The organism is Allofrancisella inopinata (genome assembly GCF_012222965.1).
In the GTDB taxonomy this organism is placed as follows: domain Bacteria; phylum Pseudomonadota; class Gammaproteobacteria; order Francisellales; family Francisellaceae; genus Francisella; species Francisella inopinata.
The window spans coordinates 1-19,065 of sequence record NZ_CP038241.1 but is presented as its reverse complement, the minus strand read 5'-3'; the positions used below and the strand labels follow the sequence as shown (position 1 = coordinate 19,065).

Here is a 19,065-nt window from a genome sequence, read left to right as displayed (position 1 = left end):
TGACGTATTTAAAATAGCTCTGTATTTTATTTAGATGTTGCTTTTATGTTACTCAAGATGAGATCTTCTAAACTATAAATGTCATTGATATCATGATCTATCTTATTGGCATCACCATCATCGCCTATATCTATTCCTAAATACACCCTACCTTTCATGTTTATAGCATAAAAGACTACTGGTTGATTATACTTATTTGAAAAAGCCCAAACTCTAGATTCATTATCTCCATAATCACTTGCTTGAAGCTTAAATTCTTTAGGATTATTTTTTATAGTCTCTGTGATAGCATCGTACAACTGTTTAACCGTGATTCCTTCTTGCAGCTCTAGACTATGAAGTCCAGCATCAGCATCAAAAATATCGTCATGAGTTACAAAACTTCCAGTAACCACTGGTATACAACCACTTAAAACTAGGCCTATCAAGAACATTAAGATAGCTACATTCTTCTTCATTTATATATCCCTACTACTAAATAAAATGCTACAACCACGGCAAGTAACGAAAAAAACACACTTGCTAAAATGTATCCAAATGCCAGAAAAGCTTCGCCTCTTTGTAGCAAGTTTAGTATATCCAAACTAAAACTAGAAAAAGTTGTAAACCCTCCCAAAAAGCCGGTTACCAGAAGGGCTCTAGTATATGCCGAGAAACTCTCATTAAATAAATTTGTTTTTATTAAAAAAGCAGCAATTAAACCAATTAAAAAAGAGCCTATAACATTACATAAAAAGATGCCTACGGGAATTTGTTTAGACATACTAGCGCTAACTTGCATTACTGAAAATCTAGCTATAGCGCCAAGACCTCCACCAATGCCTACTAATAATATCATCAGTCTCATTTAATTCTCCAATATTCCATACGCTCCTAATTCTATCATTTCTTGAGCTAATAATTTACCTAAATTTTCAGGGTCTACTCCATTTTTTGACCTTCTTATAATTTTTTTACCATCACTACTAGCAACCATTGCTTGCAGTGTTATTTTTTGATTCTCTACAGTTGCATAAGCACCTATAGCAACATGACATCCTCCCTTTAACTCTTGGTTAAAAGCTCGTTCTGCTTTAGCAGCAAGAAAACTAGTTTCATCATTAAGTTTTTTTAACTCAGCCAAAAGCTTTTTATCTTTTTCTAGGGCTTCTATTGTAACTACACCTTGACCAACAGCAGGTAGAGATATCTCTGTAGGTATGTATTGAGCGACACGATCTTGCAAACCTAATCTAATAAGCCCAGCACTAGCTAATATAATAGCTTCATAATCATTATTATCTAATTTAGATAATCTAGTTTGAACGTTACCTCTTAAATCTTTGATAACCAAATCATTTCTATAGTTAAGCAGTTGAGCTTTACGACGTAGACTAGAAGTCCCAACGACAGCTCCTTTAGGCAAATCGTCTAACGATGTATATTTATTTGAAACAAACGCATCCCGCGGGTCCTCTCTAGGCATAAAACTTGCTAAACAAAATCCTGATGGAAGATCATAAGGAACATCTTTTAACGAATGTACTGCAATATCAGCCTTATTACTTTGCATGGCTACTTCTAGTTCTTTCATAAATAAAGCTTTACCGCCAACTTTATTTAGAGGCTTATCTAGAATAATATCCCCTTGAGTCTTCATTGTGACTATTTCACATGAGATACCTAGCTTGTTTTGTATCTCCGATTTAACAAACTTGGTTTGCCAAAGAGCTAGTTTACTTTCTCTACTTGCTATTATAATTTTTTTACTCATCATACGTTAAATACTTGCGATATATAATTAGATATATCATTTATTTCTTCTATACACACACTATGCTGCATACCATTATATGATTTATACTTAATTTTAAAACCTTGTGCAACTAGTTTAGCAGACAGCTCTTGTCCTAAAACTTCTGGCAAAACTTGGTCATGTGTACCATGACACACCAATACTGGAGCATCTTTATTAATATCTGTAACATCTTTTTTAAGCTCATCCCATGCTGGCAAATATGTTGACAAAGCCATTACTCCACCAAGTTTATGTTTAGTGATAAGCATTGTATAAACAGCAATAACCCCACCCTGTGAGAAGCCTGCCAAGATAATGTTTTCTCCTGTGATCCCTTGAGCAATCTGTTTATCAATTAAAGTATTTAACTTAGCTATTGAGTTTTTGATACCTTCAATATCTACAACTCTGTTTAGACTATTAGTATCAAGAGATTTAATATCGTACCATGCTGACATTTGCATACCCATATTTACAGTAATTGGCATTATATCAGCATGCGGAAATATAAAACGAATATTATCTAGAGGGATACCTAAATGGTCAACTATATCAACAAAATCATGACCATCAGCACCTAAACCATGTAGCCAAATTACACAATATTTTGGGTTTACTTTTGCTTCCACTAGCTCGTAATTCATAAATTCATAAATTTTACAGAACACTGTGTAAGATGATACATTAATTTACATAAAATTTATTCTGATAAATAATTTTTATGCACAAAACTGATTGACGTAATTATAAATTGGACTATCAAAAAAATATTTACCCCTTTAAAAATGTTGTACTTCAAGGATTCTAATTTAGTGCGTGATAAGCAGAAAAGCTCTCACCCTTATGTGGATAACTATGTTTATATTTATGTAACTCTTTGTAATAAATAGTTATCTTTTTATTTTTTTTCTTTTGCTTAAAAGCTTGAAATTACTAGTATATAAGGTTTTTAAAGCAAAATATCTGCTAAGAGAAGTAAGAATAACTAACCTATACTTTCCTGTGGATAAGAATGTGTACTTTTTGTTAAAACCTGGTTATCTATTTTCTAGAACCTTAAAATAAGCTTCCTGATTTACAAGGTTTACTGAGCTATTTTCTAAAACTAAAGTGCTATTTAGATCTAGTTTACTATTGACAGATATTTTCTTTGTCATAGCTAGTTTCTCTATAGATACTAATACTCTGTTTCTCTCTAGTAACTCTACAACTGTAGCTTTGAATTTCATATTAGGGTTTTGTATTAGATATACTAGCTTCCAATGTAGATTTGAATCTCTTTCAGTTTGTCTGTTTATTCTTATTGGAGTATCTACTTGTGCTATAATTTCATTTACAGTATCAATACTTAATAATTCTTGATGACCTAAAAAACGTCTAATCTGATAGTGAACTAACAAATCAAGATATCTTCTTAAAGGACTAGTTACTTGTACATAGTTTTCTAAACCCATACCAGCATGTTTATCAGCTTGTGTAGTATACTGCCCTCTTTGTAACTTTTTCCTCGCAGCAAACATATCTGCTGGCGTTAGCAGAGATTCTAACTCTTCTTTAGTCAGCCCATGCTGTGGCTGTGTAGAAAAAGGAACAGCTATGCTATGTTCTAGACAAAATTTACCTACCGCGACACCTGCCATAAGCATAGTATCTCTTACTAAAGTCCGCGAGCCTAATTTGTGTAAATCATATATGCTAACTTTTTTATCAGCTTCTAGTTTAATTTTAGCTTCTGGAAAATCTAACTCAACACCTCCTGATTGTAAGCGTTTTTCTGTAAAACTTTTTGCAAATTTGGGAATATATCCAAGGTCAAGACTACTTATATTTTCTTCTGCAAATTCATAACTTAGTCTAGTTACTTTAATTTTACTAAAGCATATTTGTATATTCTCGATATCACCATTATCAGTAACATTAAAACCTATAGATAAGGCTGGAGATATTTCTTGTAGTCCTAATCCTAAAATTTCTGTAGCTTTCGCTGGAAGCATTGAAATAATTTTCTCAGGAGTATACAAATTTGAACCTCTAGCTCTAGCTTCTAAATCTACTTGCTCACCAAAAGCAATACTTGAAGATGGATCAGCAACATGTACCCATATTTTACTATTTTTAGCATCCCAGCTTATAGCATCATCAGGGTCGTTGCTATCCTCATCATCGATAGCATAAGCTTTTAGATGGGTTAAATCCAACCTACTAACATCAGAACTAAAATTATATTCAAACTCTGCAGGATTATCCTCTAGCTCTGCTTTATATCTATATAAATGTGGGTTATTGTATTCATCCCAATAGCCAATATCTAGAAGTAACTTATATGCGCTATTCTCTGATTCTTCCATGTTAAGGTGCTTAAAGAATCTACAGTTTGGGCTTTTTAATAACGCTAAAGCTTCAATCTCTTTTAGGGATTTTTCATCATCTTGCAAATACGTTTTATTATTTAGACGCTCTATAAAATTATTAAGCTCTTGTTCTTTTTTTTGTCTTTCCTGTTTTTCTCGAGTTATTGCTTCTTTTTGTGCAGGAGAATGTATGTTTATACTAAAATCCTCATTAAAGCTAAAAAACTCTCCTTCTGACACTAAAAGCCAAATTGTATATACCTGGTTAACTCCAGTATTTTCAAAAAACAGTTCACTTAACTCCTCTATTGAGGTTTCTGTTTGCTCTTGCAAAAGCTCCCAAGTTAACTCAAGATCATCAATTTGTAGTTGTTTTAACTCTGCTAACTCAAAATCGTTTTGTGTATCTATTAGGAATTGGACATTTTTAGGTGGTAATTTTATTTTTTTGCCATCTAAGGTTTCTATTTCTATTTTTTTGTCTAAAACATCTACAACCTTAGCTGGTTTAGACTTAAAGATAACTAAGCTATTTTTTTGCATTTTTCTATTCAAGAATATAATTAGTTACCTAAATATAAAACAAGCAACAAGAATTGCAAGTATATACCAAAACTTTAAGCTTTTAATTTGGAGCAATAAAAAATCAACTGATAATGCCAAAGTAGCTAGCAATATATTTAAATAATGCTTTATGAACTTGGTATGTCGGGTGAACTTTATCAAAAAAAGCAAATTCTTGAGGATTAGCACATAAAGTTCCTGTCTCCGCCGCTAGGATAGCAGAGGTTATATCAGGATTAAGAGGAATTTTATCCATGACATTCAAATTTAAATCTATATCATTTAATTGTAACTGTCTACTATCATTTTCCTCTATCTCTGGATTTGAAATTAATAAATTTTTATAAAATTCTTTTTGGTCTGTGAATGAATTTAATGCAAAATAAGATCCCAGCCAGCAGCTTTTATGTATTTTTTCAGGAGACAGGTGGGTACTATAAGTTTGATTAAATTTATCTGTGTCATTAATTAGAGTATTAAACATTTCATCTAAAGAAAGAAAATCAACATTATCATCAGTATTAGCAAATTGCTTGAGATATTCATTATGTAATTTAGAAACTTCTTTTAATAAGGCTTGATTTCCTATTTCTATTGATTCAGGAGTTAAACTTAAATCAGGCAGACCAATAATTAAAGTTTTTGATGCTTTTACTGATTGTACAGCAGCCTTTATTTTATCTGTAACTTGTTTTGCTATATCTGGAATTGTGCTAGGGTCTTGTGATGCACTAATAGTCAGATAATCATTAGCACCAATAAAAAATATAGCGAAAGTTTTGTCAGTATCATGAGCGCCTCTATCCACTGAGTATGCGCTAATCTCAGTACCTAATGTATATGGCAATCCAATATCTGTCCATGATGGTTCAAATACAACTGTAGCACCACCAACCGCATAATTACTTATTTTGATTTTATCTTTTAATGAATTATTTAAAATATCACTCCATACTGCACCGTTAGAAAACATTCCTTTATTATAAGGGATTGATTTAGGGATTATACCGTTTGTGTAACCATATAAGTTCCCATAATCACTTAAGCTATCACCAAAAATCAATATCCTTTCAACATCTTTTAATTTGCTGCTTCTTATTTGTAGTTGAGTGTTACAGGCAGAAACTGTAAATATTGGAATCCTGCGCTTTAATGTAGTGGTGTAGCTATGCCATTCATATGAATAATCACTATTTTGATGTTCTATATTAATATCTCCAGTTAAGTTTTTGAAATCTGCGTAGTTTGCAGTAAACCCATTAGTTAGAATATATTGTAAAGAACCACTATCATTTGTAGAATCTAATGAATGAAAATTTATATTTATAGTTGATACATAATTGATTATTTCACTGTTTGTATAATCTCCTATATTTATGTACTCAAAAGGTTCTAGTTTTTTGTTTATTATCGTTGCTCCAGAACTATTTCCTGGGTGAACATTAAATTCTACAGGTGCAAAGCAATTGTTTTCTAAAATTAGTTCCGAGCGGGCATCTGCTAGACAAATAGTAGGAAGTATAAAGCTAAAACCAAACAAAGCTGAATATAAGCTTCTCATAGCAAATAAAGTCTTAATAATTTTTTTTATCATGGTTATTTATCTCAAGGTGTAGTTATGTATGAATTTGATTCCAAGCAGTCATTTTTTCAGTATTAATATATTGATTTTTTCTAACATATTTACAAATTCAAAACCTGCCCGTTGTGATTCTATAGAATCTTAATTTTAAAATCCTAGCATGGCTTCAGAGCACCGTCAAGTTGGCTTTATCGTTGACCAGCAATTGCCTTAAAAATCTTTGAAAATGTAAGTTTACAGAGTGGTTTATATTAAATACTCTGCTCGTGAAAATTTAATTTTATTACAAAAATGTACTTAAAGCCACCCCAAAAACACAAATAATGAAAACTTGACTAAACACTCTTTACAGATAAGTTTTGGATCTCTAGAATACTTTCAATTTGTCCATTAACTTTATAAAAGTAAATGATAAAAAACTTTTTCAAATACCTTTTTTCTTTAATTCTCACTCATCACAATAAGGTTATTTTATGATATTAGCTAATGATATGACTAACGCATTATTGGTTTTCCCAGATGGTACATACTATTTAGGTAGATCAATAGGGGTACGAGGTTGGACAGACGGTGAAATATGTTTCAATACATCAATGACAGGTTATCAAGAGACTCTAACAGATCCATCCTATGCCGGCCAGATTATCACTTTTACATTCCCTCACATTGGTAATGTCGGTATCAATAACGAGGATAATGAGTCACTAGGGGTATTTGCTAAAGGGTTAATCGTACGTGAAGATCTCACAAACCCATCAAATTTTAGAGCTAAAAAAAGTATCGATACCTGGCTAAAAAATAGAAATATCGTCGGTATCTGTGGTGTAGATACGCGTGCAATCGTGCGTAAAGTACGCAAAGAAGGTGCTGTAAGGGTGGCGATATTATCAGTTAAGCCAGGTGAATTTTTGGATGCAAACTATGTCAGATCAAGAATCAAAAACAAATCTAACCTTAATGGCAGAGACTTAGCTATAAGTGTCACTACAAACAGAGAATATGACTGGAATGAGCATACTTTTTCACTTGGACAACAAGTATATAAACAACAAGAAAGCTATAAATATAGTGTTGTAGTTATCGACTATGGTGTCAAATACAATATCTTAAGAAACCTAGTAGATGCTGGATTTAAGGTAACAGTGGTACCTGCTGATAGTACTTATGAAGATATTATGAAACATAATCCTGATGGAGTTTTTTTATCAAATGGTCCTGGAGATCCATTTGCAACATCTGACTATACTATGCCTGTTATCAAAAAACTTCTAGAAGTCAAAATGCCAATATTTGGTATTTGTTTAGGTAACCAATTATTAGCCCTAGCTGCTGGGCTAAAAACTAAAAAAATGCACAAAGGTCATCGTGGTGTAAACCAGCCTGTGCTCGATGCTAATACTAAAAAAGTTCTTATCACAAGCCAAAACCATGGCTTTGTGGTTTGTGATGACAACGTTCCTGATAATATTCAAATTCATATGAGCTCACTTTTTGATGGTACCGTTGAGGGCTTAAGATTTAAAGATAGACCAGCTTTTGCGGTCCAATACCATCCGGAGAGTTCTCCAGGTCCACATGACTGTAAGTATTTGTTTAATGAATTTGCCGAGATGATAGCAGAAAGTAAGAAAGGGAATTAAAAACATGCCAAAAAGAACAGATATAAAAAGTATTTTAGTACTAGGTGCCGGTCCAATCATTATCGGTCAGGCTTGTGAATTTGACTACTCAGGAACTCAGGCATGTAAGGTTTTGAAAGAAGATGGCTACACAGTCTTTCTAGTAAACTCAAACCCTGCAACGATCATGACAGATCCAACAACAGCAGATAAAATTTTTATCGAACCAATTACAGTTGAGAGCGTTGGTAAAATTATCGCTAGAGAAAAGCCTGATGCAATCCTACCTACAGTTGGTGGACAAACCGCACTTAATTGTGCTTTAGAGTTAGACAAAGCCGGTGTTTTAGAAAAATACAATGTCGAAATGCTTGGTGCAAAAGCTGACTCTATTGATAAAGCAGAAAATAGAGAAAGATTTAACAAAGCCATGGCAAAAATTGGCTTAGAGGTTCCTAGAAACGTGGTAGTGCAATCTATGGAACAAGCTTATAAAGCTCTAGAGGATATAGGACTTCCTGCTATTATTAGACCTTCTTTTACCTTAGGTGGTAGTGGTGGCGGTATAGCTTACACCAAAGAAGAATTTGAAAAAATTGTCAAAAATGGTCTGAGCCTCTCACCAACTAATGAAGTTTTAATTGATGAGTCAATCCTAGGTTGGAAAGAGTACGAAATGGAAGTTATCCGTGATAAGGCTGATAACTCAATTATTGTTTGCTCAATTGAGAATATCGATCCAATGGGTATCCACACTGGCGATAGTATCACTGTAACCCCAGCACTAACTTTAACAGATAAAGAATATCAAATAATGCGAGATGCTTCTATTGCTGTACTTAGAGAGATTGGTGTAGAGACTGGTGGTTCAAATGTGCAATTTGCTGTGAATCCTAAAGATGGTAAATTGGTTGTTATCGAGATGAACCCACGTGTATCACGATCTTCGGCACTAGCTTCAAAAGCTACAGGTTACCCAATCGCAAAAGTTGCTGCAAGATTAGCTGTTGGCTATACTCTTGATGAAATTGATAATGATATTACAAAAGTTACTCCAGCATCATTTGAGCCAACTATTGACTATATAGTTACTAAGATCCCTAGGTTTACATTTGAAAAATTCCCAACAACTTCAGCTAAGTTATCATCACAAATGAAGTCTGTTGGTGAAGCTATGGCAATTGGCAGATCATTCTCTGAGAGCTTACAAAAAGCTCTTGTATCACTTGAAACTGGTCTAACAGGTCTAGATCAAGTTGAGATACCTGGTTATAATAAAGAAAAATCTTTTTACCAAAATAAAGCTGTTATTTTAGAATGTCTAAAAGAGCTATCTCCTATGCGTATATTAAGAGTAGCGCAAGCTCTTAGATACGGTGTAAGTGAAAAAGACATCCATGATGCTTGTAAAATAGATCCTTGGTTTATTGAACAAATTGCAAATATTGTTGCTGCAGAAGAAAAGCTTAAAAAGACGGGGCTACCAAATAGTAAAGAAGAGTTTTCTATTTACAAAAATCTTGGTTTTTCAGATGCTAAGATTGCTGAGCTTGTTGGTAGAACAGAAAGGTATATTAGAAACTTTAGGTTTGGTAAAGAAATCTATCCTACATTTAAGAGAGTAGACACATGTGCTGCTGAATTTGAGTCACAATCGTCATATTTGTACTCCACTTATGAACACTATAGTTATGAAGAAATCGTACGGGATTGTGAGTCAGATATATCTGCTAATAAAAAGGTTATCATCTTAGGTGGTGGCCCTAATCGTATTGGTCAAGGTATAGAGTTTGATTACGCTTGTGTTCACGCTGCAAAATCTCTTAAAGAAGAAGGTATCGAAACTATCATGATTAACTGTAACCCAGAGACAGTTTCTACAGATTACGATACTTCTGATAAGCTATATTTTGAGCCTTTATGTGCCGAGAATGTCCTAAATATTATCAAAAATGAAATGCGTAAAGGTGAAGTTCTTGGAGTAATTGTACAGTTTGGTGGACAAACACCACTAAAACTAGTATCGGCACTACATGAGAATAATATCCCTATACTTGGGACAGATCCAGATAAGATTGATCTAGCAGAAGATAGAGAGAGATTCAAAGAGCTACTTGATAAAGTTGGTTTAAAACAACCTCTAAATACAATTGCATATACTATTAATGAACTAAAGAAAAAGATTGTTAATGTTGGTTACCCTGTAGTTGTGAGACCATCTAATGTTTTAGGCGGTAGAGCAATGGAAATTGTCCATTCACAAGAAGAGCTAGATGCTTATATCAAAGCTAATAGTAAATGTATCCTTGAAGGACCTATTTTGATTGATAAGTTCCTAGAAGATGCTACAGAGCTAGATGTAGATGCACTTGCTGATGGTGGTGAACGTGTCTTTGTTGCTGGTATCATGGAGCATATTGAAGAGGCTGGTATTCACTCTGGTGATTCAGCTTGCTCTATCCCTACTCGATCTCTATCTAATGAGCAAATCGAAGAGGTCAAACAAGCGACTATTAAACTAGCCAAAGAGCTAAATGTAATCGGTCTAATGAATGTTCAGTTTGCTTATCAAAATGGACAATTGTATGTAATTGAGGTAAACCCTCGTGCATCAAGAACAGTACCATTTGTCGCTAAAGCTACTGGTAATAGTATTGCAAATATCGCAACTAAGCTTATGCTTGGTAAAAAACTTTCGGAGTTTATCTTAAATAACCCAATCCCTCGCCATTTCTCTGTCAAAGAAGCTGTTTTCCCATTTGGCAGGTTTGCTGATGTCGATTGCTATTTAGGTCCAGAGATGAAATCTACCGGTGAAGCTATGGGTATGGATAGATCTTTTGGAGTAGCTTTCTACAAAGCTCAAGAAATGGCTTTTAATAAGCTACCTCTAAAAGGTAATATCTTAATAGCTGTAAGTGATGCTGATAAGCCAAAGTTAATCAAACCAGTTAAAGAGCTGATAGAGCTTGGTTTTAACATCTTTGCAACTAAAGGTACCGAAAGCTTTTTAAGAGAGCGTGGTCTACAATGTAAGCTCTTTGATAAAGCTTCTGATAATATTGGCAATGATCAAGTACATAGTACTGTCAAAGCTATCGAAGCAGGCGAAGTTGATTTATTGGTTAACACCTCAATAAGACAAGAGCTAAAAATAAGCTTAGCATTAAGAAGAGCTGCTATTATGAGTAGAGTTTCTTATGTAACAACAGTTGGTGCTTTTGAAGCCTTTGTAACTGCTGTCAAAGATATGCGTAAGATTAATAATAATTTTGATGTTAAAACTGTTAAAGAGTGGATTAATAGTTAATTTTAAAAACTATCCCATTCTCCTCTTGAGAGGGGCGACGACAGGCGAAGTGTGGTGTTTTCGACTGCCACTCATTTCTCTACAAAAAATGGGATAAAAGATTAGTTAAAAAATAAATAAGTCATCATGAACTGGTTTCAGGATCTCAATATCTAATACTGTGAGATGCTGAAGTAAATTTAGCATGACATTAATATTGAGGGTTTTCAATGCTAACATTTCAAAAGCTACTACGCGGTGATCAAATTACTAAAGATGACTTATATAAACTATTTAATCAAGCAGATATATATAAAGATAAACTAGCTAAATCTGAGATTATAAAAGATCTAGAGGGCAAAATTTTAGCGTCATTATTCTTTGAGCCAAGCACAAGAACAAGGTTTTCATTTGAATCTGCAATGAATAGATTAGGTGGTAAAGTCATATCACTAGAAAATGGATCGTCAAGTTCAACACAAAAGGGTGAAACTCTTGATGATACAGGTAGAATGATCGATCAATATGCTGATATTATCGTTATGCGTCATCCTAAGCCTCATAGTGTCGAAGAGTTTTCAAAATATGTCAGTTCACCGGTAATAAATGCTGGCGACGGTGCAAATGAGCATCCCACACAGTCTCTAGTTGACTTATATACAATTTACTCTGAAAAAGGTTCAATTGAGAATCTTAAAATAGGTTTTATAGGAGATCTCAAGTATGGTCGTACGGTTCATTCACTCACTAATATACTCACTAAATATAATGCTTCTTTTAAATTTATATCTTCTCAAGAATTACAGGTTCCTGATAAACTTAGAAGTTTTGTTATAAAAAACGGCAACCATTTTACTGAGTTAGACAAAATTAGTGCCGATGTTTTAGAAGATTTAGATGTACTGTATATAACTCGTGTCCAAAAAGAAAGGTTTCCAGATGAAGAAAGCTATCTAAACAATAAAGATTTATGTTATTTAGATAGAAAACATATATCTGATTCTAGCAATTTTATAATACTTCACCCTCTGCCAAGAGTAGATGAGATGGATAGATCCATTGATGAACTTGACTGTGCTAAATATTTTGAGCAAATTAAATATAGCGTGCCTATAAGAATGTCTTTACTTTATTTATTAGCAAGGAATAAGTCTAACTGCTAAACTATGATTTAACTTGAAAATTCCATTTATGTCTCCATATATTTACCGTACAAAGAGTATTTACTACATATAAATTTGACTTTTTAGTAAATAACCTATAAATTTGTATCACCCTAATGGGGGCGAATATGGTTTCGACATGAATGTCAAACTCTAAGGTGCATGCCGAGGAAGTACCGTAACCTCGTAAATAACAGTACAAATGCCAATAATAACTGGCAACAAAAAAGCAAACCGCGTAGCGGCTAACGACAGCAACTTTGCTGCTGTTGCTAAAGCTGCCTAGTCTAGCTTAATAACCTAGATGCGCACGGATATGATAGCCTTTCTTATGAAGCTATCTACGCATCCGTTCATATTGACGCATAAGACGGTCTTTGCTTTTTGTCTGGGAGTTAAGGCTGTATTTAACAGACTCGCTAACTATTACCCTGGCTAATTGGGGAATAGCTAAGCTAAACTCAAATAGATTAGCCTAAGCATGTAGATCCAAAGATGGAGAGTTTATGGACGCGGGTTCAAACCCCGCCGCCTCCACCAATAGCATTTTTATCTTTAAAGTAATTTTAAAATAACTAAAAAACTTACGATTTTGGCTCCGGACACTTATAAACTGACCCTGTCACACTATAGTTAGTCTGCTGGTAACCTCCAGAACCGTTTGCCATGCTTCCAGTGTTACCTGCTTGACTAGAGATTAACTGTATATAATTTCCTCCCAAATCATAAGCTTGATTTCTAATATCATTGTAAGCACCTGTTTGAAGATTATTGTTTGATGTAAAACCACCTGTGAAAAAATTACCTTGGCTTGCTGTGATAGTGTTTATAAATTTACAATCACTAGCTGCTGGTGCTGTGGATAATTGTACACTCTGTGCTACAGGATTTAATTTATTTGCAGCACAACCACTTAAGGCTATCGCTACTGATAGCAAAATTAATATTTTCTTATTATTCATTACCGACCTCAGGTTTTATAAATTTATAATTTAAGGATTAGTCACATAATTGGCAGGACTATTATACTAAAATAATAATGTTTAGAAAAATATTATAAGTTAAAAATTTTGATAATGGGGCTGTTGCAAACTGGAATTAGATGGGTGGTAACAAGGCAAAAATATTCGAAAAAGCGCAGTTTACACGTAGTAAATGAGCATTTTGAAAATATTTTTAACACAGTTAGAAACATATAATTTTAGTTTGCAACAGTCCCGTAATTATTTTCTTCTATTGCTTTAACTGCCTTAGCAAAAGTATAGCCATTTCCTTTATCAAAAACTATTTACCAAGTCATAGCTCAAGTAAAATATAAGAAAATTATTTTTTAAGATAATTGATTTTTAGAGATAACGCTACTTAAAAAGTTAAGTAGTCTTGCAAAGAAGAGAGCTTATTTAGTAGGAGTAGAAATAGGATAAAACTGTTCCATTTGTTTTGCAAATTCTATAGGATCTATTGTAGTTGGTGTCTGACCTAATGACCAAACCATAAATCCATTAAAGTTAGAGTAGCTATTAATTGCTGGACCATAAGCATCACCTTTATCAAATACAGCTTCATATTCTTCTGGTGATACATAACTACTTTCACTAGGTGCAAAATCATCACCTAAAACTATTTGAGTTACATTATTTTTTGCTACTTTTAATGCATTAGCTGCAATCTTAACAGATTGTGTAGGTGGTTGATTAGGCCATCCAGGAGCATTTAAATTGTTATAATTTTGGATTAAAAGAGCATCAAAACAAACGTTACCACCACATGCTTCTGGATTTAACATAGCGGCAAATGGTTTTGCTTGACTGTCTGTCCAGTATATAGCAGGTTCTACTCCTTTATCCTCATATGTTTGAGGGGCTGATGTTATAAAAAAGCCTCTAGGAAAATCATCAGCTCTAGCTTCAGCATTTTCCCTCATTTTAGCTATTAAATCTTGCATACTCTCAGTCCAAGCTTCACTACCATCAATAGAGCTACCTTCTAAGTCAAAATCTAATCCATCTAAGTGATTTTCTGCTAAGAAATTAACAATATTTTTTGCTAAAGTATCTACATTATTTAAGTCTGGGGCCCATACACTAGTATTAGCTCCACCAACTGATGCTATTACTAAAGCTCCTTTTTTATGTAATCTATCTACACCATCAACAAAGTTTTCAAGTATCACAGCATCTGCAAAGTTATTAACTGTAGTTCCCTTAACCAATAAGAAACCTGGTAGGATAACATTATAGTAATCACCGAAAGATTCCATATAAGAAGCTAAATTACTACTTTGTCCGTTTGTCCATGTACCCCAATATCCTGCCATAACTCTTTCAGGCCAATTACCTGCTTTTTCATATGCTATAACATCAGTATCGACTACTTTACCATCAACTATAGTTAAAGGAGAAGCTTTGTAAGTTTCTCCATTCTCTTTATAGCTATCTGGAGTAACTGTAAACTCACCTTGAGAAGGTATACTGATAGTATTTGAACCATTTACTAATTGTACAGTTTGCTCATAACCACTAGAGTTTGTAACTTTAGCTGTAGTAGAGTCTGGAGAAGTTCCTGTTGCGTAAGTAACATTTAAACTAACTGTAGTAGCTTCAACGGCTTCTGTTTCAAAACTTATGTTTAAGCTTACTTCTTTAGTACTTTCATCCACAACTATTGGATTAGGTGTAACCTCATTAGCAATATAAACTTCTGAAGCATCTGAACTCAAAATCTTAGGTACTGAAACATCAAAACTTCCTTGACCTAAAACTATAGGGGTTTGTCTGGTAGAGTCTATAGTATATGATTCACCGCCTATTACAATTTCAAAAGTTTTTACTGTTTGAGGTAAACCTGTAGTGTTAACAGAAACCTTTGCCTCAACAGCTTGTCCACAATACTTCCAAACATCATTAGTTCCTGGAGCTGCATTTTGGGTCCACCACTGTGCTTCATATATTCCACCATCGTACTTTGCAAAATCTTCTTTTAAATATATAGTACTATTTGAGTAAGCAGGGACTTTTGAAGCATCATATGGATCACAATCACTTGGAGAAACAGAGTTTTTGTACGTTAAAGCAATGATATTTGAGCTTTTTTCATTAAGCTTAACACTTGATGGAGTTATAGAACCAATATTTTGACCACTAACAGTTATATTATAAGCAGTATCTTTACCTTCTGTAACTTGCAACTGTACTTTACCATTTGAAACGATCTCAGATTTACCTTTACTATCAGTAAATTTAATAACCGCATCTGAAGGTAATTCATCACCTTCGATACTTACATTAAAATCTTTATATATTGGTGTAGGTAAAGCTTCGTAACTTAGTTCTATAGATTTAGTTTGTGAGTTCACTTGAATAGTTGATGGAGAAATAGTACCTTCATCACCTTTAAGTTCAACTGTATAGGTTTCAGAACCACCTTCTGGGTAGTCTAAAGTTACCTTGCCACCTGAAACAACAAAAGTTTTACCTGTTGAATTTACAAATTCAACTACTGCAGTATCTGGTAAATCACCAGTAATATTAACTAAAGCAGTTACTTGTTCAGTTGGAGTAGAGTTAACTTTTTCCCAAGCGTCAGCTCCATAAATACCTGTAGGCTCATAAACAGCTATAGTACACCAATCACCTGCTGGCCAGACTTTACACTTATAAGTATTGCCTCCTTCTGTAACCAAAGTTCCTGGTGTATAACTACTTACCTTCGAAGCAGACCAAGGTTGAATATCTGCTGCTGATAAAGCTGATATACTACCAAAAGCTGCTAGAGTTGCTAAAAAAGTTTTTTTATATTCCATATCAAAATCCCCACTAGTTTTATTTGATAATATTTTGCCTGCAATAACTATAACTGAATTTAACAGACATTCTCATTTTTACATAAAAAAGTATACTAGTCTAAATTGTAAGTTTATATAAAAAATTTTAACAAGACATAAGCATTTTTGACGACAGTAAAAAATATAAAAAACTAAATTTCTAATATAGATTAATAGAAATACCTGTAAAATTTATAACATTTTAGTATTTAATAATTTTGAGCTTACATTAATAGACCGTTACAAACTAAAATTACATTAAGAGAAGTAAATTATATTTCTAGATTTTCATTGGCATAATAATAAATAAACTATTATCTTTTTCATCTTTTATTAAAGCACTCATATTAGGGTTATCTAGATATATAGACATAGTTTCTTCACTAAGAACATTTATGATGTCTAATAAATATCTATAATTAAAACATATTTCTATAGGCTGATCATTATATTGTACTTCTACAGTATCTTCTGCTTTTTCATTGTCAGGGTTATTTGCGGATAAAAGCATCTGACCAGCTGAGACATTTAAACGTACACCTTTGTATTTATCGTTAGCTAAGATAGACGTTCTTAACAAAGAGTTTTTAAATACCTGTTTATCTACTGCTAAAAGTTTAGTGTTATTTTTAGGAATAACCTTTTGATAGTCAGGGTAACGGCCATCTATAAGCTTAGAAATAAAACTAAAGCTACCAAACTGTGCTTTTAAATAATTTTTGCCAAGACAAATTTTTATTGGTTGCTCTGTTTTACCCACTATTTTTTTAAGCTCTAAAATGGCTTTTCTAGGAATAATTGATTGACTAGTACTGTCTAGTACTTTACTATCAATTATAGCTTCTGTAATAGACATTCTATGACCGTCTGTAGATACTGCTCTTAGAAGATTTGAGTTTATTTCCCAAAACATACCATTTAGAAAGTATCTAGTATCATCACTAGCCATAGAGAAATCTACTTTCGAAATAATATGATGAAAATCTTGCTGAGTTAAGTCAAAACTTGCCTGCTCATTAATATTGCTGTCAATAAGAGGATAATTCTCCGCATTTAATGAAATAAGATTAAAAGTACTATTGTTAGAAACAATAGTTACTTTATTATCATTTATATTAAAATCAATTATTGAATTATCTGTTAAACTTCTAACTATGTTAAAGATTTTATCAGCGTTTAAAGCTAGTTTTATATGAGTGTCACAAGTAACTGGAATATCACAAGATATCTCTGTATCAAGGTCAGAAGCAGTAATTTTTAAGTTATTATTATTTATATCAAATAAAATACAAGACAACAAAGGCATAGTACTTTTGCTATTTGCTACAGATAGCATAGATTGCAAAGGTTTTAATAAGCCATCTCTATTTATTGCAAAATTCATTTTTAAAAAACCCCTTTATCAATTAATATAAGTCTATTTAACGAGAAATTTTATCTAAAAGCAACTCATAATCATCAGAAATCGATGTGTTACTTTGCCTTAACTTAGTTATTGCTTTAACAGCATGCATTACTGTAGTGTGGTCTCTACCACCAAAAGCATTACCAATCTCTGGTAAACTATGTGATGTTAACTCTCTTGCCAAACTCATAGCTATTTGTCTGGGTCTAGCTATGTTTCTACTTCTTTGGTTAGAAGTTAAATCCTTTACTCTAATTCTATAAAAATCCGCAACAACTTTTTGAATATTATCTATTTTAACTTTCTTCTCTTGAATTTTAATTATATCTCTTAGGCAAGATTGAGCTACTTCAACAGTAGGCTCCTTATAATTAAACCTAGAAGTTGTAAGTACTCTATTTAAAGCTCCTTCTAATTCTCTAACATTAGTTCTAACATTTTCAGCTATAAATACAGCTGTTTCGTTAGGTAATTTTTGACCCAAGTCATGAGCTTTTTTAAGCAAAATAGCTATTCTAGTTTCTAAATCAGGCATGTCCACGGATACTGTTAACCCATACCCAAAACGTGAAACTAGTCTTTCTTCCAAACCTTCTATTTCATTTGGATATTTATCACTTGTTAAAATTATTTGTTTCCCATTTTCATACAAAGAATTAAAAGTATGAAAAAATTCTTGTGCTGTACCTTCTTTACCTGCTATAAACTGAATATCATCTATTAAAAGAATATCCGCTGATCTATATACTCTTTGAAACTCGTCTTGATCTTGTAACCGTATGGAGTTTACATAGTCTTTTATGAATTGTTCTGAATTTGTGTAAATAATTTTTGCTTGAGGATTAACATCCCTAGCATGGTTACCTATAGCCTGCATAAGATGAGTTTTACCAAGCCCACTTCCTCCATATATAAACAAAGGATTATGTAACTTACCTGGATTAATAGATACTTGCATTGCAGCTGCTCTAGCTATCTTGTTAGCATCCCCCACTACAAAACTATCAAAAACGTATTTTTCTTTTAATGGTAACCCAAAAGAATACTCTTCACCTGCTTTAGCTGTTATTAACATAGCTTCGTCAAAACCAAATAATTCTTGAGATGGTTTTATTTGTTTAAGCTTTTTTGTTTTTGTAGGCTCAGCTATTACAGTTGTATGTTCTTCAATATCATCTTTTATTTCCACATTTGAGGAGCTAAAAAAATTTGCTTGAGGTCCAGCTGAAACAGTGTTTTCTAAACTAGTATCACCAGAAAACTTTTTGTTAGAATATTCAACTACCAAATCATTTCCATGATGTTCTTGAATTGTAGATATTATGATATTTCCATATTTTGCTTTTATATGTTTTTTAAAATACTCATTATTACAATAAATTGTAAATAAATTTGCATTTTGGACTACAGTAATAGGCTTTATCCACGTTTTATATTCAAACGTGGTTAGGTCTTTTTTAAGCTTTTTTAAGCATTTATTCCATGTAGCCAT

13 protein-coding genes and 1 other RNA gene are annotated in these 19,065 nt (G+C 33.0%); 4 read left to right on the top strand and 10 right to left on the bottom strand.

Annotated features, from left to right (window positions below):
- Window positions 1-26 precede the first annotated feature (26 nt).
- The 6 genes from E4K63_RS00070 to E4K63_RS00045 all read right to left on the bottom strand — a co-directional run bounded on the left by E4K63_RS00070 (window position 27) and on the right by E4K63_RS00045 (window position 6,286).
- On the bottom strand, window positions 27-458 hold the full coding sequence (locus E4K63_RS00070) for a hypothetical protein (protein WP_243830503.1): 432 nt from the start codon (window positions 456-458) through the stop codon (window positions 27-29).
- Window positions 455-847 (bottom strand): fluoride efflux transporter CrcB, encoded by a 393-nt coding sequence (gene crcB, locus E4K63_RS00065; RefSeq protein ID WP_133942283.1) that lies wholly within the window; start codon window positions 845-847, stop codon window positions 455-457. Before crcB ends, E4K63_RS00070 begins: the two co-directional genes overlap by 4 nt.
- Window positions 848-1,753 (bottom strand): hydroxymethylbilane synthase, encoded by a 906-nt coding sequence (hemC, locus tag E4K63_RS00060; protein ID WP_166666912.1) that lies wholly within the window; start codon window positions 1,751-1,753, stop codon window positions 848-850.
- Window positions 1,753-2,421 (bottom strand): alpha/beta hydrolase, encoded by a 669-nt coding sequence (locus E4K63_RS00055; RefSeq protein ID WP_133942281.1) that lies wholly within the window; start codon window positions 2,419-2,421, stop codon window positions 1,753-1,755. The genes hemC and E4K63_RS00055 overlap by 1 nt, the downstream gene beginning before the upstream one ends.
- Before the next feature lie 393 nt (window positions 2,422-2,814).
- Window positions 2,815-4,671, bottom strand: a complete 1,857-nt coding sequence (locus E4K63_RS00050) for a ribonuclease catalytic domain-containing protein (protein WP_133942280.1) — start codon at window positions 4,669-4,671, stop codon at window positions 2,815-2,817.
- A gap of 103 nt (window positions 4,672-4,774) precedes the next feature.
- Window positions 4,775-6,286 (bottom strand): SGNH/GDSL hydrolase family protein, encoded by a 1,512-nt coding sequence (locus tag E4K63_RS00045; RefSeq protein WP_243830502.1) that lies wholly within the window; start codon window positions 6,284-6,286, stop codon window positions 4,775-4,777.
- Between the two features lie 461 nt (window positions 6,287-6,747).
- On the opposite strand from E4K63_RS00045, the gene carA reads away from it, so the two are divergent.
- The 4 genes from carA (at window position 6,748) to ssrA (ending at window position 12,885) form a co-directional block, all read left to right on the top strand.
- Complete coding sequence (gene carA / locus E4K63_RS00040; RefSeq protein ID WP_133942279.1) at window positions 6,748-7,914, top strand: glutamine-hydrolyzing carbamoyl-phosphate synthase small subunit; 1,167 nt, start codon at window positions 6,748-6,750, stop codon at window positions 7,912-7,914.
- A 4-nt stretch (window positions 7,915-7,918) separates the two neighbouring features.
- On the top strand, window positions 7,919-11,203 hold the full coding sequence (gene carB / locus E4K63_RS00035; protein WP_133942278.1) for a carbamoyl-phosphate synthase large subunit: 3,285 nt from the start codon (window positions 7,919-7,921) through the stop codon (window positions 11,201-11,203).
- 209 nt (window positions 11,204-11,412) lie between these two features.
- Complete coding sequence (gene pyrB / locus E4K63_RS00030; protein WP_133942277.1) at window positions 11,413-12,345, top strand: aspartate carbamoyltransferase; 933 nt, start codon at window positions 11,413-11,415, stop codon at window positions 12,343-12,345.
- A 118-nt stretch (window positions 12,346-12,463) separates the two neighbouring features.
- Window positions 12,464-12,885: a transfer-messenger RNA gene (ssrA, locus tag E4K63_RS00025) on the top strand.
- 44 nt (window positions 12,886-12,929) lie between these two features.
- On the opposite strand, the gene E4K63_RS00020 is transcribed toward ssrA, so the two are convergent.
- From E4K63_RS00020 to dnaA, 4 genes are all read right to left on the bottom strand, one after another.
- A complete protein-coding gene (locus E4K63_RS00020) occupies window positions 12,930-13,307 on the bottom strand; it encodes a DUF4156 domain-containing protein (protein WP_133942276.1) in 378 nt (125 codons plus the stop codon).
- Window positions 13,308-13,741: 434 nt separating this feature from the next.
- Window positions 13,742-16,147, bottom strand: coding sequence for a glycosyl hydrolase family 18 protein (locus tag E4K63_RS00015; protein WP_133942275.1), 2,406 nt, complete (start codon window positions 16,145-16,147; stop codon window positions 13,742-13,744).
- Window positions 16,148-16,448: 301 nt separating this feature from the next.
- Window positions 16,449-17,552, bottom strand: a complete 1,104-nt coding sequence (gene dnaN, locus E4K63_RS00010; RefSeq protein ID WP_133942274.1) for a DNA polymerase III subunit beta — start codon at window positions 17,550-17,552, stop codon at window positions 16,449-16,451.
- A gap of 37 nt (window positions 17,553-17,589) precedes the next feature.
- Window positions 17,590-19,065, bottom strand: coding sequence for a chromosomal replication initiator protein DnaA (dnaA, locus tag E4K63_RS00005; RefSeq protein WP_035720556.1), 1,476 nt, complete (start codon window positions 19,063-19,065; stop codon window positions 17,590-17,592).